We start from the raw sequence: 26,519 nt of genomic DNA on the forward strand, positions 1-26,519 counted from the left end.
ACAGGAACTCCAGGAACAGATGGAGTAACGGGTCCAACAGGGGCGACAGGAACTCCAGGAACAGATGGAGTAACGGGTCCAACGGGAGCAACCGGACCGGTGACCACTGACTATGCTTTTGCTACCATATCACAATCTACTTTAAATGCCGGCCAAAATACAAACATATTGTTCGATACTATTGAACTAGCGGGAGGAACTAGTAATATATCACTCGATACTACGACTGGGATATTCACCTTAGGAGCTGGCCATATATATCAAGTTATATATTCTATAGGAACTAATACCACTAATTCAGGGTTTCAGATGTACACAGCGAATGCTCCAACTCTTCCAGACACTCCAATTAGAGGGACCCAAACCTCAACATCTAATAATTCTAGTGCGGACCTTACTACAGCAGCTATTATTGATCTTCGTACAAAACCAGCTGCTACTCTTTCGGTGAAAAATAACAAAGCGATAACATCGGCTTTACTAGGACCAAGTTGTGCAGTGACGATTGTTACCATAGGACAATAGGTAGTGGGAAGTATATATTGCCTTCAGTATCTTTTGAATAAAATGCTGGTGGAAATTGGTTGAATTCAAATGTCAGATAAATATAAAATACCCAATAACAGTAGAATAGTACTCTGCAGTTTTAATGACAGGTTTGTGTCGTAAAGTTTACAAAAGTAGAGACAGGTACTGATAAATGTGGGGAAGCATTTAGTCAGCTCCTAATAATTTTTGTAATGCCTTGTACGTCGAAAAAGAGAAATCTGGAATGATAGGATCCCCTTATAGTTGGACTTGTCAACATTTTCTAGACACTAAGTTAGGTGAATATTATGAATAGGCTTTCTCAAATTCGATAGGAGAAAAATAATCTAAAGCAGAATGCATTCTTTTTGTATTGTAATATAACTCTATATATTTAAATATTTCTTTACGAGCTTGTTCAGGTGTTTTCAATTTAGCACTTTGAATAAGTTCTCTTTTTTTAGCCTTGTAAAAGGATTCCATTAATGCATTATCATAAGGGTTTCCTTTTCTACTGACACTCGAAACAGCACCATACTTTTGGAGTGTGGTTTGAAAATTACCGCTTGTATACTGAGACTCTGATGTTAGTCTAAATGATAGAAACATCAAACAGAGAGTTCATACTAAAAACAAATAAACAAGTTCGAGTGATATTAAGTCAATATAATAGACACAGATATTTTCCGTTATGCAACCTTCATTTGTACATCCAGTCTTTTTTTGTCAGTGATAGGTAGCCATTCGCTGAATGAATTCTTTTAAGATTAGAGAAAATTTCAATGTATGATGTTAGACTTGAATTGTGATTAATATAACCTCATTCCATCAGCTTCTTTTTTAGATATTTTATAATATGCACCTGGCATAAAAGAGCTGTCTATTGTCTTCGTAGGTGGATTTTTTGTTCCAGTATCTTCTAACCAATTGTAAAAAATAATGGGTGTTTTTTTGTTATGTACATCAGAAGAGAGTGTATCAGACTTTTTTCGCATTCTAGATAACTTGATATTATCGCTGTAAATCTTCGTAAATAAAGCTTGTACATTGTCCGTAAGAATACCATTGTTTTTTAAGGACCTATCAATTTTACTTAGCGCGTTGAATGCAAGGTGAAATAAGCTTTTATCACAATTACTACCCACACGTAGGCCAATAATTGATGCATTCGCTTTTAAAGTAGGGTGATATGTTCCAGCTTTGATTGTGTGGTACATCATTTCTTGGTATTCATTCACAAAATATGTATGGATTCTTTCGAATTCTTTTTGGACATCGTTTTGTGCTTCTTTTAGTTCAATTTCAATGGATTCCATTAGGGATACTTTATCATTATTTTTTTCTTGTTTTAAAGAATTAAAAGAGTTAATAGAGTTAGTATAGTTAGAACTCGTTTTTTCGGTTTCTATCCCTACAGCTTCAACGGTTTCATCATTTTTCTGTTCTGCAACCTGTCCTGCATTTCGTTCTGCAATGTGTTCTGTATTTATGAAAAATACTTCGTTCATGATTGTTGTAAAATTAGAGTGCATCTTTAATACAAATACATATTTATTCTTCCCATCAGCTAATCCAGCGACCAGGATTTCATTTGTTTGTTTTAATACACGAACAGCTGCATTTACAGTTCTTACAGAACAGTTAGCTTTACTGGCTAATGTCTCAGCAGCAATTTTGCATATGCCGTTGCCTGAGAGCATGTAAATAATATGATCCATGACATCTTTTCGTTTAGATCGAGAAGGAAATAAACTTTCAAAGCTTTGATTCGCATCATCGACACGTTTTCTCAAAGCATCAATAATCTCATTTTTCTTTTGTGTGCTTAAACGATTTTGTTGCATATATTTTTGAACATCTGCATTATAGGCAGTCAGTTTTTTCATAACGGTGTGTCTCCTTTTGAGAAACAAAAAAAGCAACGTCACCAATTTATTGGTAAACGTTGCTTAATAAACCCTATATGAGGTAAAATAACTCATGAGAGTATAGCAAGTGTTTACCTGGCGCAAACAGGTGGACGGTATATCAGGTGCTTCGAACACCTTGTATACACGCTGTGCTCTTTCGTTTTTAGTGGTCACAATTTGGCAACGAATGAATAAATTTATTGAATTATTCATTCGTTATAAGTGCACACAAACCGTTGATGTATAAGTGTTTAAGGTGATTTTTAAAATGTATCATTTCTTACATCATTGACGAACAGGGTCAATTCCTTTTTTTGCTTTCAAATTCTTCTTCTGAAATGACTTTAAATCCGTGTCTTTTAAATAAAGCAGTAGTTACCCCGTAACCAGTTTGCTTATTGCCATTAAATTCACCAGTGTAAATCGTAGAACTGCCACAAGATGGACTACGTTCCTTTAAAATAATATATTCTGGGTGTAAATTTTTAATTTGTTCTAATGCTTTATAAGCACCATTTACGAAAGCTTCTGTGACATCTTCACCATCTTTTGTCATCACTTTCGCTTTTCCGTCCAAAACGTCATCGCCATTCCCGCCAATAATTTCAGCAGAAGGACGAGGTGTTGGCAGTCCTCCTAATACTTCAGGACAAATGAGGACTGTATCTTCTTTTTGTAGTAGCTCCTCTATTTTTGAAACGAGATTGTCATTTCCGTCATATCGACAAGCTATACCACCTAAACAAGCGCTAATTACGATCATATTTTCATCTCCATTAAAAAAATATTAAATTCCACGCCAAATTCTCTTCCTGCCTCTTACTTATAAATGAGGTGATATAAATGGGAAGCTTATATAATTTAATGAAACCATACAGTGAATTTCGAAGTAAAGAAGAGTTTAATACATATCAAAAACAAGTTTTGAAGTGCTATCGATTTCAATTGAATAAAACGGATGCTACCATTATTCATTTTTTAGGAAAGTATGCGGTGAATGAGAAACAAAAAACAGTAGGAGTCGCCTGTCCGTTAATGGAGACGATTGCGAAGAATGTTGGAAAGAGTATTCGTACAGTACGCCGTTCAATTGCAAAGTTAGAGGAACTAGGAATTATAAAGCGTGTTGCAACAAAAGAAAGACATAAGCGCGGCGGGTATAGTGCGAACTTATATATTTTTCTTATATCTGCAATTGACCGCATGGATGACCGTATGAAAATGTCCGCATGTGAAAGTGAGGATTATACAGCTGGCTGTAGCGGAAAGGAGCAAAAAAGCGAAAGGGAAACAATTCTTTCTAAAAACATTCCACAAATAAAAGAGAAAAGAAAAATAACGTACGAGCTTGATGATACATATTGCCGTCATGATATACCGAAGCCTTTTATATACGCACTGGTACCGATGACGAGTAATCCGCAGAAAATTAATATATTTTGGAGTAAGGTCGAGCTTGCGTATAAAAAGAGCGGGTTACTAGAACAAGGTGTTTTACTAGAGCAAATATTAGCTGATGAAGAAGTGTATGGAAATTTCATTTGGCGAGTGAAGAGTGTTGTGAGAGCTTATAAATATGGGGAAATCCGTAAAAATGTGAAGGCACTTTTATATAGTACAGTGCGAGATCTATTTTTAGAGGTTGGATTAGAGTGGGGAGCTGCATTAAGGAGAAGTAAGGGGATAGTGCTGTTTGACCCATTTAAAAAAGAGCCATGCGTATAATACATGACTCCAAGTAGCTAGTCGAACTTTCTTACAACTGGAACACGAATCGCTACAAATAGTACGAAGACGATAACAGCAATTGCACCGCTTTTCATAACGGTTACGATTGGAATTCCCATTGCAAGTGCGATTGATGTGAATGCATAAGAGAGCGGGATAAAGCCCATTGATGATAGCATAAGTAAGCTCATTACGCGTCCCATCATTTCCTCTTTTACTGTCGATTGAATCATCGCCATAAGCGGAACGATAGCCATTGCGATTGTAATACCGTAAAACATGCCGGCTAATAATGCTTGCCAAAGTACGGTGCTAAAGTTGATGGATAAGAAGAATACACCAGACAGTAGCATCATGATAATGCAAAATAGTCCGCGTCTACGATTAATATTTTTTAAACCGACAATGACAGCGCCTATTGCCATTCCGCCGCCTACAGATGCTTCTAAGTAACTGAAATGGAGCGAGTCACCGTGCAGAACATTTTTAACGAAAAGCGGGAAACCGACTTGCATCGGACCAATTAAAAATAAATTTAAAAAGGCGCTACAAAGAAGGAAAGTTGAAAGGAATGGCGATTCCTTTACATATAAGATTCCTTCTTTAATGGAAGTGAACATACCTTTATCTGTATCTTTTAGTTCTGGCATCGTAAATTGTATTTTTTGAACGAGTATTGCTGCGACAATCAGTAATAAAATTGTAATAGAAAATATTGTCTCGTAGTTTGTAAATTTGATCAGAATTCCGCCAAGTACAGGGCCTAAGATGACCGATGCTTGGTTCGTCATTTGTGTAAGTGAATTCGCTTGTGTTAACCGGCTTTTTTCTACCAATTCAGGTAAGATAGATCCATCTGCTGACCAGAAGAAAGCATCAGCAAGTCCAAAGAATAAAGCGAATAAAGCAAATGTATATAGTGTTACATCACCAACGATAAACCATGTGAGAATGGTTGCGACAAGAATCGCTCGAATAATATTGGAGTAAAACATAATGTTTTTTTTCGGGAATTTATCAGCTACAGCGCCGCCGATAATCATAAAAATAAGCCTTGGAACACTAAGGGCTACGAAAACAACACCGAGTGAAGCTTCAAGGTTTAATGTTTTTGCTATGTACCACGTTTGTGAAAAAGTAAAAAAGGCTAAAGCAAAGCTTGAAAAAAGAGTAGCTGCCCAAAGAAAAAGGAAATTCGTATTTTTTAATAACGGTTTTCCGCTTCCTTCTAAAGCAGTTTTATTTTGTTGTAGTTCCTCCATATTGCTTCCTTTCTATGTGACAAATTTAAACTAAAAAAACAGTAAACGCCCGATTGGTGAGGGCTAATACTCAATGGGAGATGTCCCTCACTGATTATAGTTTCACTTTATACAGTTTCTAATATTTCTATACTGCACTTTCTCATTGTAGACAATAATAATGAATTTGCCCAGTAGCTATTTAACGACAAAAAAAGATGCCGAATGGGCATGTTTTTTTAGGTTAACGCAATATAAATATCCAATTGTGCATGATTTGGGTCTAATGCTCTTTCGTCGTAAAGCTCGAAGTCTGTTGTGAAGGCACGTTTATTTTCTTTCGACCATTGCCAAATATATTCCCAAGCTTCGCAAACGACTTCAGCAACTGGTCCCTTTCTCGTTGTAAATACCGCATACGTAGCGGCAGGTATTGTTAAATTTGTCATATTTTCAGGAACATCTTCTAATGAAGAAACGGGCATACCGATTGTAAATGTATATGTACCGGTTTCATCTGATTCGTAGTTTGAGTAGAAAGCGAATGTTTCTTTCGTTTGTTGATTTGGGATGTGATGCATCATTTGTTCTTGAAAGTATCGGTTCCAAAGCTCGGGAATGTTTCCTTCAGTAGATGCCTCTTTTTCGTTAGTCGTCGTAATCGAAACGCCGATTGCTTGGAAAGCTTCTTTTTTTACGATAATGGGTTCGTTTATCATTAACAATTCCTCCTCTAAATTAAGAACATACGTTCTTTGATAATGTAACATATTTTACATGTACCGGTTATTATTTTTTGAAAATTTTAATCATAAACAACAAACTGAAATAACTAAAAAATGGTAAAAATTCTATTGTATGTATGAATAGGTTAGGGAGTATGTTAAGATTTTTATGTATCCTTTAACTGTTATATAAGCCTATACAGTAGAGTGTTTTTACTATATTAAAAAATGGTAAAGGTTTGTATAAGTGTCCGATATATATGCTATTTTTGATAAATTAAAATAGTAATATTCTATGAGATTTATATTGTTGAAATTGGGATTTCAACGATACATTTTCGTAGGGCGGATTGTTGCGAGTGGATATATATTGCTATGCCTCCGGCTACTAAATGAAAGGGTTACTGAAATTAAGTAGACGGATAGCAAGTATATAGAAAGGAGAAAGGTAGAAAATATGAAGCAAGTATTGAAGTGTTTTAATGTCGTAACGATGATCACACTTCTCCTATCCATCATATTGCCTTCACCTAGCGCTTTTGCTACAGAGATAAATAAAAAAAGCTGGGATGAGTTACAAGGAAATGATGTGAAAATTAAGGCAGAGCAAGTAAATGCTGAAATATATAAGGGAGAAGTAGCGGAGAGGGAGCACGTATTTCAATATACGATTGAAAATACGGGAGCTACACCAATTCAAGAATTGGTGCTTAAACAAAATAATGAAAATGAAATTACGTTCCCTTCGCAATCTGTGAAAGTAAACGGAGAGAAGTTACCTGAAAATAAGGTAGTGGATTTCTATGTAGAGGAAAAAGATAAGGGAGGAAAGGTTCTTTCTTCTAATCTTAAAATTCAAGATTTAAAATCACATGAAAAAATGACTGTGTTAATAAAAGCTCGTCGTGCACAACATTTTAATAAAGAGTATAAGCAAAAAATTAGTGTGCAAAAGGATCAACTACAAATAGGAAACATGTCTGTAGATGTTGAAGGGCTTCCTTCTGAAGAGAAGTTAGAAGCTAATACCGATGATGAGGCTGACAGTAGTAAGAAAGCTATCGGATCAACAACTGATTCAAAAGTTAAAGAAGTGGATGCAAAAGTTTCTGCAGAGGATAAAAATAAACTTGCACGAAAAACAGAAATAGAGAAGATAAAACAATCTGAAGCTGAGAAGCAACTAGAAAAAGAGAAAAAGCAATCACCTTTAGCAGTAAAGCAGAGTGATGAAGAAGTACAAGCTGCATCAGAAAATGCTTCGAAGGTTCAAATCCAAACAGGAGATAAACAAGGGTTTGGAGATCCACTGTATTCTACAATTGCTCCTGGAAATTTAGTACAGACTGGTAATGTGACGCTTGGTTTGACAACTGACCATTACGGTAGACAAAGTATGGGTTATAAAACGAACAAAATGATTGTGGACGTTGATAACGATGATAGTACTTTTAATTCGTCAACAGGTGCATTTCCTAACATTCCTGCTGGAAGTAAAGTAAAAAAGGCGTATTTGTTTTGGACAGCTGCAATGGGAACTGTAACTAGTACAAATGTTAATCAAAGAGTTAGTGATAATGATGTACGACAACCAGTCAAAATGAAAATGGGAAATAAAGAATATGCAGATGTAACTGCTGATAGCATACGAAAAGCGGATAGCTTACCTTTTATTTCTAATTACTCAGGTGCTGGTGCTGGTTATGTTGCATATGCGGATGTAACAAATGTAATTGCGCAGCAAGGGATTTCTCAAACTTTGACAGTTGCAAATGTGCCACAAATTAAAGATGTAACAGGTGGCGGCTATTACTGGGGTAACTGGAATCTTATATTAGTTTATGAAAACTATAAAGAAACAGTAAAAGACATGAAGATTTGGGAAGGGCTAGTCTCTCAAAAAAGTACAGCCTGGACAGATATTAGTGTTAATAAAATAAATACACCCAAAGAAGGTACTTTTAAGGCGAAACTTAGTTATTTTTCATCGCAAGGTGATCCAGCTGAGAAAGATGGATATGCATATGATTATGGAGAATATGATTTTGGTGCTGGATATATAAAGATAAAAAATATTAACGGTAAAGATAATGATGCGAATGATTCGTCTATGACAGAAGTACAAGTAGACGGTACTAACGAGTTTGTTACGAAAAAATATCCAGGATATAATCCGGATTGGACGAATTCATTCAGTACTGACATTCATACGTATCATCTTGAAGGACCGAATCAAGTAAAAAATGATTTAAAAGAAGCAAAAATGCGTTTTAGAGCAAATAGTGGCTATGGTGATATTTACGTATTAAATAACGCTACATTTGTTACAGAACATAATGCTCCAAACTTACAAGTTGATAAAAAGGCGTTAGATAGTGCCGGAAAAGAAATTAAGGACATTAAAGCTGGTGAAGAGTTTACGTATCAAATTGAAGTGAAAAATGATACGAAAAATAACCAAGCACCTGTATCTAATGTAAAAGGTTTTGATAAATTAGATGATCGTTTAGAGTATGTTCCGGAATCTATACAATATATTTCTGGAAGTAATAAAGGAAATAAAACAGATAATGCAAGCGATGATGAAGCAGAGTTTGTAAATAATCAAATTGATTTCCGTATGGGTGAAGGGGCAGATGCTAAAGACGGCGGTGTTTTAAAACCTGGTGAGAGTGCTATTATTACATTTAAAGTAAAAGTGAAAGCTTCTGTACAATCAGATACAACAATAAAAAATATCGTTGCGGTAAAGGGAAAAGATAGTACCGAGGTAAATTATGAAACTGCAGATGATGCAAATGTTACGGTTACGCTTCCAAAAGAAGTTCCGGGAGAAATAGAGGCGAGAAAAATAGCTTCTAATAAAACACCGAAGTTAGGTGATGAAGTAGAGTATCGTATTACATTTAAAAATACGGTAAAAGATGGACGTCTAGATGTATTGACAATTGAAGACGAATTACCAAGTAGTCTTGAATACGTGAAAGATAGCTTGAAAGTAGAAGGTGCAAAACCAGAGCCAGTAGAGCTGAAGTTTGAAAATGGTAAAGTAATTGCAAAGTATCCAGAAATTATGGATATGGAAGAAAGAAGTATCGTCTTTAAAACAAAAGTAAAAGAAACTGCAAAAATTGGTGAAGAAATTGTTAATAAAGCAACCGTTAGTGATAAAACAAATCCACCAAAGGATTTAGAAGAGAAGATTACACCACAGCATAAGGCCGGTAAAATTGCTGCAAAGAAAAAAGCAACAAATAAAAAGCCGAAGCTAGGAGAAGAAATTGAATATCAAATTAGCTTCAAAAATACGGTGGAAAACGGAAAACTAGATGCAGTTACAATAGAAGATGAAATTCCAGCTAACTTAGAATTTGTTCAAGGTAGTGAGAGAGCTGAAGGTGCTGAACCAAATCCAGTAGAGTTAAAAGTAGAAAATGGTAAGGTAATCGCAAAATATCCAGAGATTACGGATACAAAAGAGCGAAGCATTTCCTTTAAAGTGAAAGTAAAAGAAGAGGCAAAAGCCGGAGAAACGATTGTTAATAAAGCGGTTGTGAGTGAGCCAAATGGACAGTCTGAGCATCCAGAAGAAAAGATTACGCCGGATTATAAATACGGTAAAGTGGATGTTGAAAAAAGCGTAACGAATCAAACACCAAAACTGGGAGAAGAAGTGGAATACCGAATTACATTTTATAATACGGTAGAAAACGGAAAACTAGAAAAGGTGCTAGTAGAAGATACACTACCTAAAGGTGTTGAATACGTGAAAGATAGTTTGAAAGCTGAAGGTATAAAACCAGAGCCAGTAGAACTAAAAGTGGAAGACGGCAAAGTAATGGCAAAGTACCCAGAAATTACGGATACAGAAAAAAGAAGTATTGTTTTTAAAGTGAAAGTAAAAGATTCGGCAAAAGTAGGGGAGGCAATCGTAAATAAAGCAATTGCAAAAGATCCGAAAAATGAGCCTGTTGAATCGAAGGTTGTTATTACACCGCAAAGTAAAAAAGGTGAAGTTGCTGATACAAAGGTAGTTAATAATAAGAAACCGAAGCTAGGCGAAGAAATCGAGTACCGCATTAGTTTTCATAATACGGTTGAGAACGGAAAACTAGAAGAGGTGCGAGTGGAAGATACAATTCCAAAAGGTCTTGAATATGTAGAAAATAGTATCAAGGCCGAAGGAGAAGCACCTGGACCAGTAGAATTAGCTGTTGAAAATGGAATAGTCAAAGCTAAGTATATCGATATTATGGATATGGAAGAAAGAAGTATCGTCTTTAAAGTAAAGGTGAAGGAAGAAGCAAAAGTAGATAAAGAGATTGTCAATAAAGCAATTGTTGATGATACGAAAAATCCACCGATTGAGCCGGAAGAAAGAATTACTCCGCAATATAAGGATGGAATAATTGATTCGAAGAAGACAGTAGATAATCCATCACCAAAACTAGGAGAAGAAGTAGAATACCGAATTAGCTTTAAAAATACGGTAGAAAACGGAAAACTAGAAAAGGTAACGATAGAGGATACAATTCCTAACGGTTTAGAGTATGTAAAAGGCAGTGAAAAGGCTGAAGGTGATAAACCAGCTCCATTAAAGTTAAGTGTGAAAGATGGAAAAGTCATTGCTGAATACGAAAATATTACGGATATGAAAGAAAGAAGTATTGTCTTTAAGGTAAAGGTGAAGGAAGAAGCGGAAGTAGGTAAGGAAATCATTAATAAGGCAATTGTTGATGATATGAAGCATCCGAAAGAACCAGAAGCAAAAATTACACCATTACACAAAGATGGAAAAATTAAAGCGAAGAAAAGCGTAAATAATGAAACACCGAAGTTAGGAGAAGAAGTAGAATACCGAATTAGTATGAAAAATACGGTAAAGAACGGAAAGCTAACAGACGTGACAATAGAGGATACTTTACCAGAAGGTTTAGAGTATGTAGAAAATAGTTTGAAAGCAGAAGGTGCCGGAACAGATTTAGTAGAGCTGAAATTTGAAAACGGTAAGGTAATGGCAAAATATCCAGAAATTACGGATATAGAAGAAAGAAGTATCGTTTTTAAAGTGAAAGTAAAAGAAGGAGTAACAGTCGGTAAAAAAATCATTAATAAAGCAACTATTGATGATTCGCAAAATAAGCCAGTTAATCCGACTGCGGAAATTATTCCTCAGTATAAAGATGGAAAACTTGAAGCGAAAAAGATGGTAAATAATGAAACGCCGAAGTTAGGAGAAGAAGTGGAATACCGAATCAGCTTTAAAAATACGGTAGAACATGGAAAGCTAACAGAGGTAAAGATAGAAGATGATTTACCAAATGGATTAGAGTATGTGAAAGATAGTGTAAAAGCAGTAGGTGCTAAGCCAGCTCCAGTGGAATTGAAATTTGAAAACGGTAAGGTAATGGCGAAGTATCCTGAGATTACAGATACAAAAGAGAGAAGTATTACCTTTAAAGTGAAAGTAAAAGGTAAAGTGAGCGATTCGATTGTTAATGAAGCGATTGTGAGCGATACGAAACATCCGCCAGAAACACCGACAGCAGAAATTATTCCGCAACATAAAGACGGAAAAGTGAAAGCGAAGAAGACGGTAAATAATGAAACGCCGAAGTTAGGAGAAGAAGTAGAATACCGAATTAGTTTTAAAAACACGGTAGAAGACGGAAAACTAGCAGAGGTGAAAATAGAAGATACTTTACCCGAAGGTTTAGAGTACGTAGAAAACAGTGTGAAAGCAGAAGGTTCTAAGCCGGATCCAGTAGAATTGAAAGTGGAAAATGGTAAGGTAATGGCGAAGTATCCAGAGATTACGGATACAGAAGAAAGAAGTATCACTTTTAAAGTGAAAGTAAAAGATGAAGTGAAAGTCGGTAAAAAAATCGTCAATAAAGCAATTATTGATGATACGAAAAATGAGCCAGAAACACCGACGGCAGAAATTACTCCACAGCATAAATACGGAAAAGTGGAAGCGAAGAAGACGGTAAATAATGAAACGCCGAAGTTAGGAGAAGAAGTGGAATACCGAATCAGTTTTAAAAACACGGTAGAAAACGGAAAGCTAGCAGAGGTAACAATAGAAGATGATTTACCAAATGGATTAGAGTATGTAAAAGATAGTTTACGAGCAGAAGGTTCTAAGCCAAATCCGGTAGAACTGAAAGTGAAAGATGGAAAAGTAATCGCAAAATATCCAGAAATTACGGATCTAGAAGAAAGAAGTATCGTCTTTAAAGCAAAAGTAAAAGAAGAATTTAAGGTTGGTGAAGGCATTGTCAATAAAGTAGTTGTTGATGATACAAAAGATCCAACAACTTCAGAAGTAACAATTACGCCAGAATATAAAGACGGTAAGCTTAAAGCGGAGAAATTTGTAAACAATAAAAAACCGAAATTAGGAGAAGAAGTAGAATACCGAATTAGTTTTAAAAACACGGTAGAAAACGGAAAACTAGTAGAGGTTACAGTAGAAGATGAAATTCCAGCTGGATTAGAGTATGTAGAGAACAGTTTACAAGCAGAAGGATCTAAGCCTAGTCCAGTAGAATTGAAATTTGAAAACGGCAAGGTAATGGCAAAGTATCTAGAAATTGCGGATACAAAAGAAAGAAGTATTATTTTTAAAGTGAAAGTAAAAGAAGAGGCAGAAATAGGCAAGGAGATTGTTAATAAAGCAATCGTAGTAGATACAAAAAATGAGCCAGAAGAGCCTCATGTGGAAATTACTCCGCAATATAAAGATGGTAAAATTGTTGCGCAGAAAGTAGCAAATAATCATAAACCGAAACTAGGAGAAGAAGTAGAATACCGGATTAGTTTTAAAAACACGGTAGAAAACGGAAAACTAGCAGAGGTAAATATAAAGGATACATTACCAAATGGTTTAGAGTATGTAGAAGGAAGCATCACAGCAGAAGGTTCTAAACCGAATCCAGTAGAGCTACAGGTGAAAAATAATAAGGTAATGGCAAAGTATCCAGAAATTACAGATACAGAGGAAAGAAGCATTGTCTTTAAAGCGAAGGTAAAAGAAAGCGTAAAAGTGGGAGAAGAAATCGTAAATAAGGCAATTATAGATGATACAAAGAATCTGCCAGAAGAGCCTTATGTACCGATTACACCACAATATAAAGATGGGAAAATTGAGGCAAGAAAAGAAGTAAGTAATCATGAACCGAAGTTAGGTGAGGAAATCGAATATCGAATTATTTTTAATAATACGGTGAAAGATGGAAAACTAGCAGAGGTAAAAATTGAGGATGAAATTCCAGCTGGATTAGAGTTTGTAGAAGGAAGCGAAAAGGCTGAAGGTGAAGAGCCAAAACCAGTGGAGTTGAAAGTAGAAAATGGTAAGGTAATGGCAAAGTATTCAGAGATTATGGATACGAAAGAAAGAAGTATCGTCTTTAAAGTGAAGGTGAAAGATTCAGTTGCAATAGGTAAAGACATTACAAATAAAGCGATTATCCATGTTGATGATCCGAACCATCCAGTAATTGATCCGACAGCAAAAATTACACCGCAATATAAAGACGGTAAAATTGCTGCTCATAAAAAGGTGAATAATCATAAACCGAAGCTAGGTGAGGAAATCGAATACCGAATTTCATTTAATAATACGGTGAAAGATGGAAAGCTGGCAGAGGTAAAAATTGAGGATGAAATTCCGTCTGGTTTAGAATATGTGAAAAATAGTCTAAAAGCAGAAGGTGATAAGCCAGCCCCAGTAGAGTTGAAAGAAGAAGCTGGTAAGGTTAGTGCGAAGTATGAAAATATCACTGACGTGAAAGAAAGAAGTATTATCTTTAAAGTGAAGGTGAAAGATTCTGTTGAAGTGGACAAAGTAATTGTAAATAAAGCAATTGTTGATGATACAAAAAATCCACCAGAGCGACCGGAAGTAGATATTACACCGCAGCATAAAGACGGTAAAATTAAAGCTGATAAAAAGGTAAATAAAAAAGATCCAAAGCTAGGAGAAGAAGTAGAGTACCGAATTAGTTTTAAAAATACGGTAGAAAACGGAAAACTAGCAGAAGTGAAAATTGAGGATGAAATTCCGTCTGGTTTAGAGTATGTGAAGGATAGTTTAAAATCAGAAGGTAATGAGCCAGCGCCAGTAGAGTTAAAAGAAGAAGCTGGGAAAATTACAGCGAAGTATGAAAATATTACTGATACAGCTGAGCGTAGTATTAGCTTTAAAGTGAAAGTAACGGAAGTAGCAAAAGTCGGTAAGAAAATCGTGAATACGGCAATTGTGGATGATGACAATCCGAAGAATCCTCCGCAAAAACCAGAAGCGATTATTACGTCGGAGTATAAGGACGGAAAACTAAAAGCTGAGAAAACAGTAAATAATCCAGCTCCAAAATTAGGAGAAGAAGTAGAGTATCGAATTACTTTCCGTAACGTAGTAGAGCATGGAAAAGTAGCGAAGGTGAAGATTAAGGATGAATTACCAACTGGCTTAGAGTTTGTAGAAGGTAGTGAAAGAGCCGAGGGAGAGAATCCGAAACCGTTGTATGTGAAAGTGAAAAACGGAATCGTCCTTGCGGAATATCCAGAAATTACGGATATGAAAGAAAGAAGTATCGTCTTTAAAGTGAAAGTGAAAGAAAAAGCTAAAGTAGGCGAAGAGATTGTGAACAAGGCGATTGTGGAAGATACAATAAATCCACCAGAGCAACCGAATATCTCTATTCAGCCTCAATATAAAGATGGTGCATTACAAGTAGAAAAAACAGTAAGTAATCATGAACCAAAGTTAGGAGAAGAAGTAGAATATCGAATTAGCTTTGAAAATACGGTAGAGAACGGAAAACTAACTGAGGTAAAGGTAGAAGATGAAATTCCAGCCGGTTTAGAATACGTACAAGATAGTATAAAGTCTGATGGGCCGGAACCACATCCGGTGGAACTTAAAGTAGAGAATGGAAAAGTAACAGCAAAGTATCCAGAAATTACGGATACGAAAAAAAGAAGTATCATCTTTAAAGCGAAAGTACAAGAAACGGTACAAGTAGGAAAAGAAATTATAAACAAGGCGGTTGTGGATGATAATAATCCGACAAATCCACTGATTGAGTCACTTGTACCAATTACACCGCAATATAAAGATGGGAAACTAGAGGCAAGGAAAGAAGTAAGTAATCATGAACCAAAGCTAGGGGAAGAAATCGAATATCGAATTACTTTTAACGGCATAGTAGATGGCGGGAAGTTAGTTGATGTAAAGATTGAAGATGAAATTCCGTCTGGTTTAGAGTATGTGAAAGATAGTCTGAAGGTTGTAGGTGATAAGCCTGTACCAACAGAACTTAAAGTTGAGAATGGAAAAGTAACAGTGAAGTATCCAGAAATTACGGATACGAAAGAAAGAAGTATCATCTTTAAAGTAAAGGTAAAAGAATCAGTAAAAGTTGGAGAGGAAATAACAAATAAAGCGATTATTCACGTAGATGATCCAAATCATCCAGTTATGGAACCGACAGCGACAATAAAGCCACAATATAAAGATGGTAAGGTAAAAGCAACGAAGACAGTAAGTAATAAAGAACCGAAGCTAGGAGAAGAAATCGAATACCGAATTAGCTTTGAAAATACGGTAGAAAACGGAAAAATAGCAGAGGTAAAGATAGAAGATGAAATTCCAGCCGGTTTAGAGTACGTGCAAGATAGTATTCGATTTGAAGGGGCTGAACCAAATCCAGTAGAGTTAAAAATGGAGTTTGGAAAAGTAATAGCGAAGTATCTAGAAATTACAGATACAAAAGAACGTAGTATTATTTTTAAAGCGAAGGTAAAAGCAGCACCAAGTAAAGGGATAACAAATAGAGCGATAGTGGACGATAGAATAAATCCACCACTTGAGCCTACAGTTACAATTTTACCGAAAACAAAAGAAGATTTTAAGATACCAGAAGATCCGAAAGAACCAGAAGTGAAGCCGGAAGATCCGAAAGATCCGAAAGAACCGAAAGATCCGAAAGAACCGAAAGAACCAGAAGTGAAACCGGAAGATCCGAAAGAACCGAAAGAACCGAAAGAACCGAAGGAGCCAGAAGTGAAACCGGAAGACCCGAAAGATCTGAAGAAACCGGAAGTAAGACTTGAAAAGTTAATTAAAGAACCACAAGTAAAAACAGAAAGAGAATTACCGAAAACAGGGGCAGCGTCTCCATGGATGATGTCAGTTGGTGCGGGAATTTCATTCTTAGTTGGCGGAGTATTATTCGTATTAGGTAGAAGAAGAAAACAATAATTTTTTTAGACGAAAAGCACACTGAGTTCGATAGTTTATCGAATTTAGTGTGCTTTCGTGGTATATAAAATAAAAGCTCCTTCCGCGTATGGAAGGAGCTTTTATTTTATATATTAAAACATGCTTGAGCTATGCATCGGTTGAAGTTTTGCATTTGGATCGAAGTAAGCTTTTGCATTGTTTACTGCTGTCGGTGCTTCGCCAAATCCACAAGCGATAAGTTTTACTTTTCCTTCATATGTACAAATGTCACCAGCAGCGTAAATGCCAGGAATATTTGTTTCCATTTTTGAATTCACAAGGATGCTATTTTTTTGTATATCTAAGCCCCAGTTTTTAATTGGGCCAAGAGAGGAAACGAAGCCGTAGTTTACAATTACATCATCAACATCGATGATAACTTTTTCTTCAGTTTTTACGTGCTGAAGAACGACTTGTTCAATTTTGTCATCACCAATGAGTTCAACTGGAACATACGGTGTACTTACTTCTGCACGAGAATTCATTAAGTTTTCGACGCTATGTTCATGTGCGCGGAATTTATCACGGCGATGAACGATTGTAACTTTGTCAGCAATCGGTTCTAACATCATCGTCCAGTCTACTGCTGAGTCGCCACCGCCAAATACTACGACGCGTTTGCCAGCAAATTTATTCATATCATCAACGAAATAATGTAAGTTTTTCTTTTCGTATTTTGCTGTACCTTCTAATTCTAAGCGGCGTGGTTGGAAAGCACCATTGCCGGCAGTAATAATGACTGATTTAGAATAGTGAGTTTGTTTATTCGTAACAAGTTTAAATATACCATCAGCTTGTTTTTCAAGCGTATCAACAGCTTCTTCTAAGAAAATGGTTGGATCAAATTTCTTCATTTGCTTTTTTAAGTTATCAACTAATTCTTGTGCGCGCACTTTTGGAAATCCAGCTACATCATAAATGTATTTTTCAGGGTAGAGTGCGGATAATTGTCCTCCAAGTTGAGGTAAGCTTTCAATGATTTTTACACTTGATTGTCTCATCCCGCCATAAAATGCTGTGAATAGTCCTGTTGGACCACCACCAATAATTGTTATGTCGTAAACTTTTTGATTTTCTGCCACTTTCATTCCCCCTATAGATGGAATTTTGATATTGATTTCATATATTGTTCATATGTACACGAAAATCCTGCAAATGATGACACTTTCAAATAAATGATAGCATATTTGAGTTCATAATACTTCTGAAAACGACTGAATTGTGTGTAAGTTTTCGCGTAGATGCTTTTTGTATTGTATAAAATATACAGAAAGGAAAATACATGAAAAAAAGGCTGAAAAACCCTTGAAAACGCTATGTTATTTTAAAATATTGATAATTCTCCAGAAGCTTGAATTCTGGAATAAAACCGACTAATATAGGGAAGTATTATGTTAAATTTCTATGACAAAATTCGTACGATTTTTTGACTGCGTTTTGTTATGATATAGAATGTGATAAATTCCACATTCTTGACAAATAGAGTTTTTAGTACTTGGTATTATTTCTCATTACTATTATATAAAGAAAAGGGTTGTGATTTGGTGAAGACTCCAAAAATCGTAGTTTTAGGTGCAGGTTATGGCGGGATGATTACGACTGTTCGTCTGCAAAAAGCATTATCTGTAAATGAAGCTGAAATTACGTTAGTAAACAACAACAGCTATCACTACCAAGCGACTTGGTTACACGAGAGCGCAGCTGGTACATTACAAGATGAAAAAATCTGTCTAGATATTCAAGACGTTATTGATACAAATAAAGTGAACTTTGTACAAGACACAGTAGTAGAAATTAAAGCTGCTGAAAAACGTATTATCTTAAAAGACGGCGAGTTAGAGTATGACTACTTAGTAATCGGTCTTGGTTTCGAATCAGAAACATTCGGAATTACAGGATTAAAAGAGCATGCATTCTCAATCGCTAACATTAATGCAACTCGTGAAATTCGTGAGCATATGGAAGCTAGTTTCGCTAAATATGCAGATGAAAAGCGCGATGAGTTAGTAACAATCGTTGTTGGTGGTGCTGGATTTACTGGTATCGAGTACGTAGGTGAGCTTGCAAACCGTGTTCCTGAACTTTGCAAACAGTACAATGTACCACGTGAAAAAGCACGTATCATCTGTGTAGAAGCTGCTCCAACAGCACTTCCAGGTTTCGATCCAGCATTAGTAGAATATGCTGTAAAACAACTTGAGAAAAAAGGCGTAGAATTCCGCATCGGTACAGCAATTAAAGAAGCAACTGAAGAAGGTATTATTGTTGCAAATGGTGATGATACTGAATTAATTAAGTCTGAAACAGTAGTTTGGGCTGCAGGTGTTCGTGGTAATGGTATTGTGGAAGAGTCTGGCTTTGAAGCAATGCGCGGACGTGTAAAAGTTGATGAGTACATGCACGCTCCAGGATACGAAGAGGTATTCATGGTTGGTGATGCAGCGTTAATCATTAACGAAGAAATTAACCGTCCTTACCCACCAACAGCACAAATTGCAATTCAACAAGGTTACAATATTGCACACAACTTAACTGTATTAGTTCGTGGCAAGGGCGAAATGAAAAAATTCGCATTCGATAATAAAGGATCTGTATGTTCTTTAGGTCATGACGATGCAATGGGCGTTGTTATGGGTAAAAAGTTAACAGGTTGGAAAGCTTCCTTCATGAAGAAAGTAATCGATAACCGCTACTTATTCTTATTAGGTGGACCTTTATTAGTTCTTAAAAAAGGTAAATTAAAGTTCTTTTAATATATAGTAGAAAAAGCAGAAACGGCTAAGCGCCGTTTCTGCTTTTTTTTCATATAATACATGTTTTCGATATAACAATAGAAAGATGGGAGAAATGTTTTATTTGAACATTGCCTTATCATGAAATGGATGAATCCAATGTTTTATTTTCTGCATAATTACATTTCTGCATCTTGATATTTTTTGTTAACAGTATATCGACAAAATGGGTTTTTTCACTTTTTGAAAAAAGGAAATTTCACAGCGAATTAAAAAGTATAGTATAATATATAGAAAAGAAAGAATATTCTGTCCGTTCGGATGGAGGAGGATGCATCATGGGGAAGCGCGGGAAAGTATGGTTAGCTGTTAGTGGCTTAGTAGCTACAAAAGATGGCAGGTGGCTATTCGTTAAGAAGAAATACAGTGGATTAAAAGGGAAATGGTCTTTACCGGCTGGTTTTGTAAATGAAGGTGAGACAGTTGATGAAGCTGTGAAACGCGAAGTGTTAGAAGAGACAGGCATTGTCGCTCATGTGAAGGGGATCATTGGTGTTCGATCGGGTGTTATTTGTGATGAAATTAGTGATAATATGATTATTTTCCTTTTGGAGCCTGAAGGAGAAAATATTATTGTACAGGAGAAAGAATTGTCTGAAGTGGCGTTCTTACATCCAGATAAGATTGCGGACGATCCGAATACGTCTGTACTTATTAAATATTTGTTAGAAGGAAGATCAGAACTACATCTTGAAGTGGACAAAACATTAAATCCAGGAGAACCATTTGGTTATACAGCCTATCACGTATTTACGGCACGTGCGAAGGAGAGGGAGAAAGAGTGAGTATACCGGTACTACTTATTTCAATGATGCTATTTTTTATTTTGTTCTTTGGAATTGGATTTTTACTCAACATGATTTTGCGAGCTACTTGGGTAATGGTTATTGTGTATCCGATTGTTTGTATGCTTATTATTAATAAAGCGAGTATGTGGGATTATTTTTCAAAACCGAAAGAAACATTTTCTTCATTTGGGACAAGTGTATCGCACTTAGGACAAGCAGACGTGTTTATTCTATCTACTGGATTAGTAGGGGCTGCTTTAGCAGGAGTCGTGATCAAGAAACTTCGGAAAAGCGGATATCAAATGTTTTAATCTCCAACTAAGTTGGAGATTATTTTTTGCATATTCCTTCATCGTATAGGGAATGATTAACGATGAAGGAGTGTGGAATATAAAAATGTTAAAACGATATTGTATTCGCATTATGATGACTTGTTTACTTGCATTTGCATTATGCGTAACATGGAAGGCTTTCACTGGAGTTTCTTTATTAGAGATTGTAAAGACATATGAAGGAATGAGTGCAAAAGAAGTACATGCAGCAGAAGTTAAGAGAAATGTTGCTCCGAGTAAAGAAGTGATAAATGCTTTAGAGCAGGCAAACGACTGGTCTAAATATCGTTCAATTGAAATGACTGCAACAGGTTATACATCGGGGATTGAGTCAACAGGTAAGAGGCCAGGGCATCCAGAGTATGGTATTACATATTCAGGTGTTAAAGTGAAAAGGGATTTATATTCCACAATTGCTGCGGACTTACGCGTATTCCCGATTGGAACGATTCTCTTCGTGCCAGGTTACGGGTATGGTGTAGTAGCTGATAAGGGCGGAGCAATAAAAGGAAACCGTCTTGATTTATATTATGATACGGTGAAAGATGTTTATAGCCAATGGGGTAAGAAAAAAGTAAATGTGTATGTAGTAAAAGTAGGAAAAGGTAAGTTTACAGAAGAAGAGTTAACGATGTTAAATCAAGACGAAACGATGCAAGTGTTTCGTGGTCAATATTTAAAGCAAAGATAGTCTAGTCGTAATTACGCTAGACTTTTTTTCTTGGCTTATTTCATAATAGAGGAGATTTTACAGGTCATATAACTGTAGTTAGAATTGTCGCATTTTATCGAAAATAAAGTTATAATGGTGGTAGAGAAATTTAGGGGGGCTGAACATGTTTCAAGTACAAAAAGAATTAGCAGGTCACGAAGCAGTAATTGTCGCTTTATTTGAAGAAGAGAAAATGAGTAGTTTTGTACAAGAACTGGACAAAGCGTTTGAAGGACAATTACAAGTTTTACTAGAAGAGAAAGAATTATCTACGAAGAAAAAGGCCATTTCGAAAGTACATAGCTTAGGAAAAACAAATGTGAAACGGTATTACTTTGTTGGTTTAGGCAAGAAAGAGTCTTATACGACAGAAACGTTACGTGTGGCTCTTGGAAAAACGTTTAAAACACTACAAGCAGCAAAAGTACAAGATGCAGCAATCTTACTTGATTCTTTCGTAACAGAGAAATTAGACGCGATTGATGTCGCTCATATTGCAGCAGAGGTACAAGGCGTTGGTACATATGAATTAAAAACGTATAAATCAGATAAAAAGGATCGTGTAGAGTTAGAGAAGTTCACGGCTATTACAGCGGAAGATGCACAAGAAATTGAAGCCGCATTAACAGTTGGCTACGTACATGGACGTGCAACAAATTCAGCTCGTACACTTGTAAATATGCCGCCAAACGTATTAACAGCGACAAAGCTTGCTGAGTATGCTGTTGAGTTAGCGGAGAAGTATGATATGGACTATAAAGTTCTTGAAAAAGAAGAGATGGAAGATCTTGGTATGGGTGCGTTACTTGCAGTAAACCAAGGTAGTACAGAGCCACCCAAAATGATTGCTCTTATTTATAAAGGAAAAGAAGAGTGGACAGATGTCATTGGATTCGTTGGAAAAGGTATTACATACGATACAGGTGGTTATTCTTTAAAACCACGTGAAGGCATGGTTGGTATGAAAGGTGATATGGGCGGTGCAGCTGCTGTATTAGGTGCGATGGAAATTATCGGAGAACTGCGCCCAGAACAAAATGTGATCGCTGTTATTCCTTCAACTGATAACGTTGTAAGTGGTACGGCATTTAAGCCAGACGATGTAATCACATCTATGAGTGGAAAAACAATTGAAGTATTAAATACGGATGCAGAAGGTCGTCTAGCTTTAGCTGATGGTATTACGTATGCGAAAAAACTTGGCGCAAACTACCTTGTTGATGTTGCGACATTAACAGGCGGTGTAATTGTTGCACTTGGAAACCATACGACAGGCGCAATGACAAATAATGAAGAGTTGTTTGAGCAAGTACTAGAGGCCTCTATGGAAACAGATGAACCAATTTGGCAACTACCGATTTTTGATCGTGATAAAGAACGTGTGAGAAACAGTAAGTTTGCTGATTTAAATAACTCACCAGGCCGTGAAGGACATGCGGTTATGGCAGGTACATTCCTAGGCGAATTCGCTGAAGATACACCGTGGGTACACTTAGATATCGCTGGAACATCAGAAACAAAAGGCGCGCACGACTTAGGTCCAGCTGGAGCAACTGGTGCAATGGTACGTACACTTGCAACACTTGTGGAGCGTTTTGGAGAAGAATAATTTTTTGAAGAAAAGGCTGTCTCAAATTTTTGAGGCAGCCTTTTTTATTGATATAGTAGACCTATTTATTGGTAATTCGATATAACTTCGTTTGCTACTACGCTATTGAAAAAAGTGTTTATAAAGAAATTGTGTATAAGATTCCATTTGAAAAAGGAAGTACGGTCTGTTTCTTTACAGAACCAAGTGCATCACTTTTTTGGGGTAAGCCAATCGTAACTTTGAGGTGTGTCCCGAGCTCAAGATTAACTTCTGTAATTTTGTTAATGGAAGAATATTAGTGATGGAGACGATACGATTATTTTTAACGAGAACGCATCATCATGAAGATGCGTTCTCGTTAAAAATATTGATTTGAGTAATGAGCGTTTAATGTTGTTTTAGCTTTTTTTATTAGAAATGCCAATATGGATGAGAGACCTCTTTATTGGTATTTAATAGCTGATTTTCAATGTTACACTTATGTGATATAATCTTTCCTGTATTAGAAGGAAATAACAATTGAATAGGGAGGGAAAGAAGAGAGTGCAAAAAATAGAGGCACTCTTATTATTATGAGGGAAGGAACTTTATCTCAACAAAATATAGTTGTATTGTTTTTTAAACAGTTACGCCCGAAACAATGGACTAAAAACTTGCTTGTATTTGCAGCGTTAGTCTTTTCAATAAAACAAGTATCTTTAACTATGGTGGCACAAGCTGCAATTTGTTTTGCGCTATTTTGTGCAATATCTGGCTGTGTCTATATTTTAAATGATTTTATGGATATTGAGGCAGATCGACAGCACCCTGTTAAGCGCTATCGACCGATGGCATCAGGTGCATTAAATCCGTATTTTGCTATTACGGCAGGTTGTGTTATTTTAGTAGCGTCTTTAGTAGTTTCATATATACTAAATCCGTTATTGTGCTTAGTATTAGCAGTCTATTTTATTTTAAATGTAGCGTATTCAATTCGTTTAAAGCATGTTGTAATCATTGATATTTTAATTATTGCATCTGGATTTGTTTTACGAGCATTGGCCGGTGGATTAGTTATTCAAGTGCCATTTACACCGTGGTTTTTATTATGTACATTATTACTGTCACTATTCTTGGCCATTAATAAAAGACGACATGAATTAGTATTGTTACAGAATAATAAAGGTTCTCATAGAAAAGTATTAGAAAGTTATTCTCCTGCTTTGTTAGACCAATTAAGTACAATTGTTACATCGGCAACTATTGTAACTTATGCTATCTTTACTTTTAATGCAGGGAAAAGCATCTATTTAATGTGGACAATCCCATTTGTAATTTACGGGATCTTTCGTTATTTGTATTTAGTTCACATGGAAGATAAAGGTGGAGAACCAGATAAAGTTTTATTAGAGGATCAGCATATTTTAATAACGGTGTTGTTATATGCGATAACAGTTATTATTATACTATTGAACTTTTAATTACTCTATTCGGGTTTGTTAAAACGTTTAAGAGGAGTGTCTTAAACGTTTTTTATTTGGAATAAAACATTTTTTGAATATAAACAGTTAAGGAGTGTAGAGATGCAACAATTTTTGATGATTATTTTATCAGTTGGTATGGGAGTCGTAGGGCAAATTTTATTAAAGTTTGGCGCAATGAAATCACAAAGTTCAGCGGCTGTAGGTATTATGAATTTCATTAACGTACCGAACTTTTTCGGACTCGCTTTTTACGGTTTAAGTGCATTATTATGGATGATTGTGCTGAGAAAGGTTGATTTAAGTTATGCATACCCAATGGTGAGTTTCGGATATGTATTTGTTATTATTGCGTCAGCATTATTATTTGGTGAAACAATCAATTTTATGAAAATTGCTGGAATGGTATGTATAGTGGCTGGTATTTTATTTATTGCAAAATCATAGGAGGTAAAGCAATGGGAACATATTTATATTGTGTACTTCCATTTATAGCTTGGGTAGCTTCGGGAGTATTGAAATTTCTAGTGAATTATCTTCAGTCTGGAAAAGATGCTTTTCGTTTAGTTGGAAACGGTGGATTTCCTAGTACGCATACAACGATTTTATCAAGTATGGTCATGACAATAGGGTTTCATGAAGGTTTTAATACACCAATGTTTGGAATCGGGATGGCAATTTTAACAATTGTTATCATTGATGCCACAGGACTTCGCCGTACAGTTGGTAAACATGCAAGAATGTTGAATAAACATATAAGTTCGGAAGAAGAAAAATTAAGAGAGCGCCAAGGACATCATTGGCATGAGATTTTTGGTGGACTTGTGTTAGGAACAGTTATTGGGTACGTGGCACATCTAATTATGGTATTTCTACCTTAGAGAGGAGAAGAAGTATTGAGTATTTGGAATGGTTATAAAGGAAGGGGAATATTAGCCCTTGTCCTTTTCATTTTTTATTGGTCACTTTATTTTTTTATCGGTTGGAAAATGGAAAACGACTCTAAGGTTTTAACAGCTTCCTGGTATGACATGTATTTTTCTTTTGATCAGGGTTATTACATTTTAAGTTTTTTCTTGGCTAAAATACCAATTGCAGATGAAGTGTTGTTTCGACATCCATTTTTAAATTTTTTAACTGAGGAAATAGCAACAGTAGTATCATCACTAGGTGTAAAAAATGTAGTGCAAGGTATTATATTTTTCCAAGCGTTCTTAAGTACGTTAAGTGTAGTCATGATTTACATATTATGTTGTAAAATTTGTAAGAATGTAATTGTTTCTTTTCTATTAGCGGTTATGTACGGATTTTCAGCTACTCTGTTAGTTATTACGTGGACACCGGAATCTTTTGTTTATGCCAATTTCACATTGGTACTGATGTGCTTTGTATGTTATCCGTTTATTACAGGAGAAAAAGAAGCGAAAGCAGGATTCAGCGTTGCTAATATGTTATTGGCAATAGGAATAACGGGAGTTACATTAACAAATTCGTTTATGTGGTTTTTAGGTAGTGTAATGAGTTATAAAACATTAAAGAAAAGAATCATTTGGACTGGTATTTCTATCATTGTGGTCGTTCTTCTTTTCGCATTAGTGATTATAGAAAATAACATATCACTTATTGATGTGATCAATACTAATATTAAATTTACAGAGAAACAAGGTTTTTCAGAGGAATATGTAGGGTCTAAGTATATACTAGCATTTCATTTGGTATTAGGATCTTCATTCATCTTTGGACCATTCTCGGAAGTTACTTTAAGACAAGGTGAGCAATTCGCACAATTAAATATGCTTCCATCACATACTATGATCGGATGGATTGTGATTGTATCTGTGTATGCTTTTATAATAGTAGCTGTATGGAAAAACTTTAGAAAAGAACCTTTCGTAAGGTTTTTAAGTTTCTGTTTACTATTTAATATTGTCTTACATGGAATTGTTGGTTTTGGGGCATCTGAAGCATTTATTTATGGCGCACATATGGTATTTACAATCCCTTTGTTATTAGCATATGGCTTTAAAGTGATGAGACGTATAAAAGTAGTCGGTTTATGTATAGTATTACTATTACTATTAATAAATAATTTTGATAGTATGTTATATTTCTATCATTTTGCAGTCTCGAACTACTCTTTATAATAAGGTTTATTTTTAATAAAAGGGTACTTTAGATAGGATATCTAAAGTACCCTTTTTCCTATTTCTTAAAAATAGATACAAAATAATAGCCGGAAGTGTGGCATTTTAGAAAAATATAGTTGTTATGAAAGAACTCTAAACATGTTTTGAGTACAAAAAGAGTTAGCAAGACATGAAGTGATAATTATTGTACTTAGATATCGCTGTGAGCACATAATTTATGGGTCAGTTCCAGCAATGGGTAGGTAATTGGTATACTTTTCGAGCATTTTGTAGAAGA

Annotated in this window: 17 protein-coding genes and 1 pseudogene; 12 read left to right on the plus strand and 6 right to left on the minus strand. The window is 35.6% G+C overall.

Annotation, left to right across the window (positions count from 1 at the left end; translation table 11 throughout):
* The coding region (locus ACQRBL_RS24440; RefSeq protein WP_427735722.1) for a collagen-like triple helix repeat-containing protein at window positions 1-525 on the plus strand (525 nt) is incomplete at its 5' end.
* A gap of 309 nt (window positions 526-834) precedes the next feature.
* Here ACQRBL_RS24440 and ACQRBL_RS24445 read toward each other — a convergent pair.
* From ACQRBL_RS24445 to ACQRBL_RS24455, 3 genes and pseudogenes are all read right to left on the minus strand, one after another.
* Window positions 835-1,107: pseudogene (locus ACQRBL_RS24445) on the minus strand (integrase core domain-containing protein); the annotation flags it as partial.
* A 230-nt stretch (window positions 1,108-1,337) separates the two neighbouring features.
* Window positions 1,338-2,414: a cytosolic protein gene (locus ACQRBL_RS24450; protein ID WP_427735724.1), complete on the minus strand. Its 1,077-nt coding sequence runs from the start codon at window positions 2,412-2,414 to the stop codon at window positions 1,338-1,340.
* Between the two features lie 325 nt (window positions 2,415-2,739).
* The gene (locus ACQRBL_RS24455) at window positions 2,740-3,201 is read right to left on the minus strand and encodes a DUF523 domain-containing protein (RefSeq protein ID WP_000635489.1); all 462 of its coding nucleotides are present in this window, start codon (window positions 3,199-3,201) and stop codon (window positions 2,740-2,742) included.
* Window positions 3,202-3,281: 80 nt separating this feature from the next.
* Between ACQRBL_RS24455 and ACQRBL_RS24460 the strand changes: the two genes are divergently transcribed.
* A complete protein-coding gene (locus tag ACQRBL_RS24460; protein ID WP_023523279.1) occupies window positions 3,282-4,163 on the plus strand; it encodes a helix-turn-helix domain-containing protein in 882 nt (293 codons plus the stop codon).
* 17 nt (window positions 4,164-4,180) lie between these two features.
* On the opposite strand, the gene ACQRBL_RS24465 is transcribed toward ACQRBL_RS24460, so the two are convergent.
* Together ACQRBL_RS24465 and ACQRBL_RS24470 are read right to left on the minus strand one after the other, a co-directional pair.
* Window positions 4,181-5,428, minus strand: a complete 1,248-nt coding sequence (locus ACQRBL_RS24465) for an MFS transporter (RefSeq protein ID WP_000391931.1) — start codon at window positions 5,426-5,428, stop codon at window positions 4,181-4,183.
* 218 nt (window positions 5,429-5,646) lie between these two features.
* Window positions 5,647-6,126, minus strand: coding sequence for a GyrI-like domain-containing protein (locus tag ACQRBL_RS24470; RefSeq protein ID WP_023523278.1), 480 nt, complete (start codon window positions 6,124-6,126; stop codon window positions 5,647-5,649).
* 463 nt (window positions 6,127-6,589) lie between these two features.
* Here ACQRBL_RS24470 and ACQRBL_RS24475 point away from each other — a divergent pair, with 463 nt between their 5' ends.
* Window positions 6,590-16,399 carry an isopeptide-forming domain-containing fimbrial protein gene (locus ACQRBL_RS24475; RefSeq protein WP_411996387.1) on the plus strand — a complete coding sequence of 3,270 codons (9,810 nt, stop codon included), beginning with the start codon at window positions 6,590-6,592 and terminating at the stop codon, window positions 16,397-16,399.
* A 113-nt stretch (window positions 16,400-16,512) separates the two neighbouring features.
* Here the strand turns inward: ACQRBL_RS24475 and ACQRBL_RS24480 are convergent, their stop codons facing one another.
* A complete protein-coding gene (locus tag ACQRBL_RS24480) occupies window positions 16,513-17,502 on the minus strand; it encodes an NAD(P)/FAD-dependent oxidoreductase (protein ID WP_411996388.1) in 990 nt (329 codons plus the stop codon).
* A gap of 462 nt (window positions 17,503-17,964) precedes the next feature.
* Here ACQRBL_RS24480 and ACQRBL_RS24485 point away from each other — a divergent pair, with 462 nt between their 5' ends.
* The 9 genes from ACQRBL_RS24485 (at window position 17,965) to ACQRBL_RS24525 (ending at window position 26,239) form a co-directional block, all read left to right on the plus strand.
* Entirely contained in the window at window positions 17,965-19,173 is a 1,209-nt protein-coding gene (locus ACQRBL_RS24485; protein ID WP_000856602.1) for an NAD(P)/FAD-dependent oxidoreductase, read from the plus strand.
* A 317-nt stretch (window positions 19,174-19,490) separates the two neighbouring features.
* Window positions 19,491-19,997, plus strand: coding sequence for an NUDIX hydrolase (locus ACQRBL_RS24490; protein ID WP_411996389.1), 507 nt, complete (start codon window positions 19,491-19,493; stop codon window positions 19,995-19,997).
* Window positions 19,994-20,311, plus strand: a complete 318-nt coding sequence (locus tag ACQRBL_RS24495) for a YuiB family protein (protein ID WP_000027016.1) — start codon at window positions 19,994-19,996, stop codon at window positions 20,309-20,311. The genes ACQRBL_RS24490 and ACQRBL_RS24495 overlap by 4 nt, the downstream gene beginning before the upstream one ends.
* 85 nt (window positions 20,312-20,396) lie before the next feature.
* Window positions 20,397-21,023, plus strand: coding sequence for a 3D domain-containing protein (locus ACQRBL_RS24500; protein WP_002094181.1), 627 nt, complete (start codon window positions 20,397-20,399; stop codon window positions 21,021-21,023).
* A gap of 145 nt (window positions 21,024-21,168) precedes the next feature.
* Window positions 21,169-22,653, plus strand: a complete 1,485-nt coding sequence (gene pepA / locus ACQRBL_RS24505) for a cytosol aminopeptidase (protein ID WP_411996390.1) — start codon at window positions 21,169-21,171, stop codon at window positions 22,651-22,653.
* Between the two features lie 554 nt (window positions 22,654-23,207).
* Complete coding sequence (locus tag ACQRBL_RS24510) at window positions 23,208-24,095, plus strand: decaprenyl-phosphate phosphoribosyltransferase (RefSeq protein ID WP_001206694.1); 888 nt, start codon at window positions 23,208-23,210, stop codon at window positions 24,093-24,095.
* Between the two features lie 102 nt (window positions 24,096-24,197).
* On the plus strand, window positions 24,198-24,542 hold the full coding sequence (locus ACQRBL_RS24515; protein WP_001183889.1) for an EamA family transporter: 345 nt from the start codon (window positions 24,198-24,200) through the stop codon (window positions 24,540-24,542).
* 11 nt (window positions 24,543-24,553) lie between these two features.
* Entirely contained in the window at window positions 24,554-24,976 is a 423-nt protein-coding gene (locus ACQRBL_RS24520) for a divergent PAP2 family protein (RefSeq protein ID WP_023523272.1), read from the plus strand.
* 15 nt (window positions 24,977-24,991) lie between these two features.
* Window positions 24,992-26,239, plus strand: a complete 1,248-nt coding sequence (locus ACQRBL_RS24525; protein ID WP_411996391.1) for a DUF6080 domain-containing protein — start codon at window positions 24,992-24,994, stop codon at window positions 26,237-26,239.
* Window positions 26,240-26,519: the final 280 nt, after the last annotated feature.

Origin of the sequence: Bacillus sp. AF62 (assembly GCF_050312695.1) — a bacterium.
Classification (GTDB): domain Bacteria; phylum Bacillota; class Bacilli; order Bacillales; family Bacillaceae_G; genus Bacillus_A; species Bacillus_A cereus.

Excerpts from the sequence above, each read along its gene's own strand:
- ACQRBL_RS24490 (WP_411996389.1), top strand. The coding sequence starts at position 19,491 with ATGGGGAAGCGCGGGAAAGTATGGTTAGCTGTTAGTGGCTTAGTAGCT.
- ACQRBL_RS24470 (WP_023523278.1), bottom strand. The coding sequence starts at position 6,126 with ATGATAAACGAACCCATTATCGTAAAAAAAGAAGCTTTCCAAGCAATC.
- ACQRBL_RS24510 (WP_001206694.1), top strand. The coding sequence starts at position 23,208 with ATGAGGGAAGGAACTTTATCTCAACAAAATATAGTTGTATTGTTTTTT.
- ACQRBL_RS24500 (WP_002094181.1), top strand. The coding sequence starts at position 20,397 with ATGTTAAAACGATATTGTATTCGCATTATGATGACTTGTTTACTTGCA.
- ACQRBL_RS24515 (WP_001183889.1), top strand. The coding sequence starts at position 24,198 with ATGCAACAATTTTTGATGATTATTTTATCAGTTGGTATGGGAGTCGTA.
- pepA (WP_411996390.1), top strand. The coding sequence starts at position 21,169 with ATGTTTCAAGTACAAAAAGAATTAGCAGGTCACGAAGCAGTAATTGTC.
- ACQRBL_RS24460 (WP_023523279.1), top strand. The coding sequence starts at position 3,282 with ATGGGAAGCTTATATAATTTAATGAAACCATACAGTGAATTTCGAAGT.
- ACQRBL_RS24475 (WP_411996387.1), top strand. The coding sequence starts at position 6,590 with ATGAAGCAAGTATTGAAGTGTTTTAATGTCGTAACGATGATCACACTT.
- ACQRBL_RS24465 (WP_000391931.1), bottom strand. The coding sequence starts at position 5,428 with ATGGAGGAACTACAACAAAATAAAACTGCTTTAGAAGGAAGCGGAAAA.
- ACQRBL_RS24450 (WP_427735724.1), bottom strand. The coding sequence starts at position 2,414 with ATGAAAAAACTGACTGCCTATAATGCAGATGTTCAAAAATATATGCAA.
- ACQRBL_RS24455 (WP_000635489.1), bottom strand. The coding sequence starts at position 3,201 with ATGATCGTAATTAGCGCTTGTTTAGGTGGTATAGCTTGTCGATATGAC.
- ACQRBL_RS24520 (WP_023523272.1), top strand. The coding sequence starts at position 24,554 with ATGGGAACATATTTATATTGTGTACTTCCATTTATAGCTTGGGTAGCT.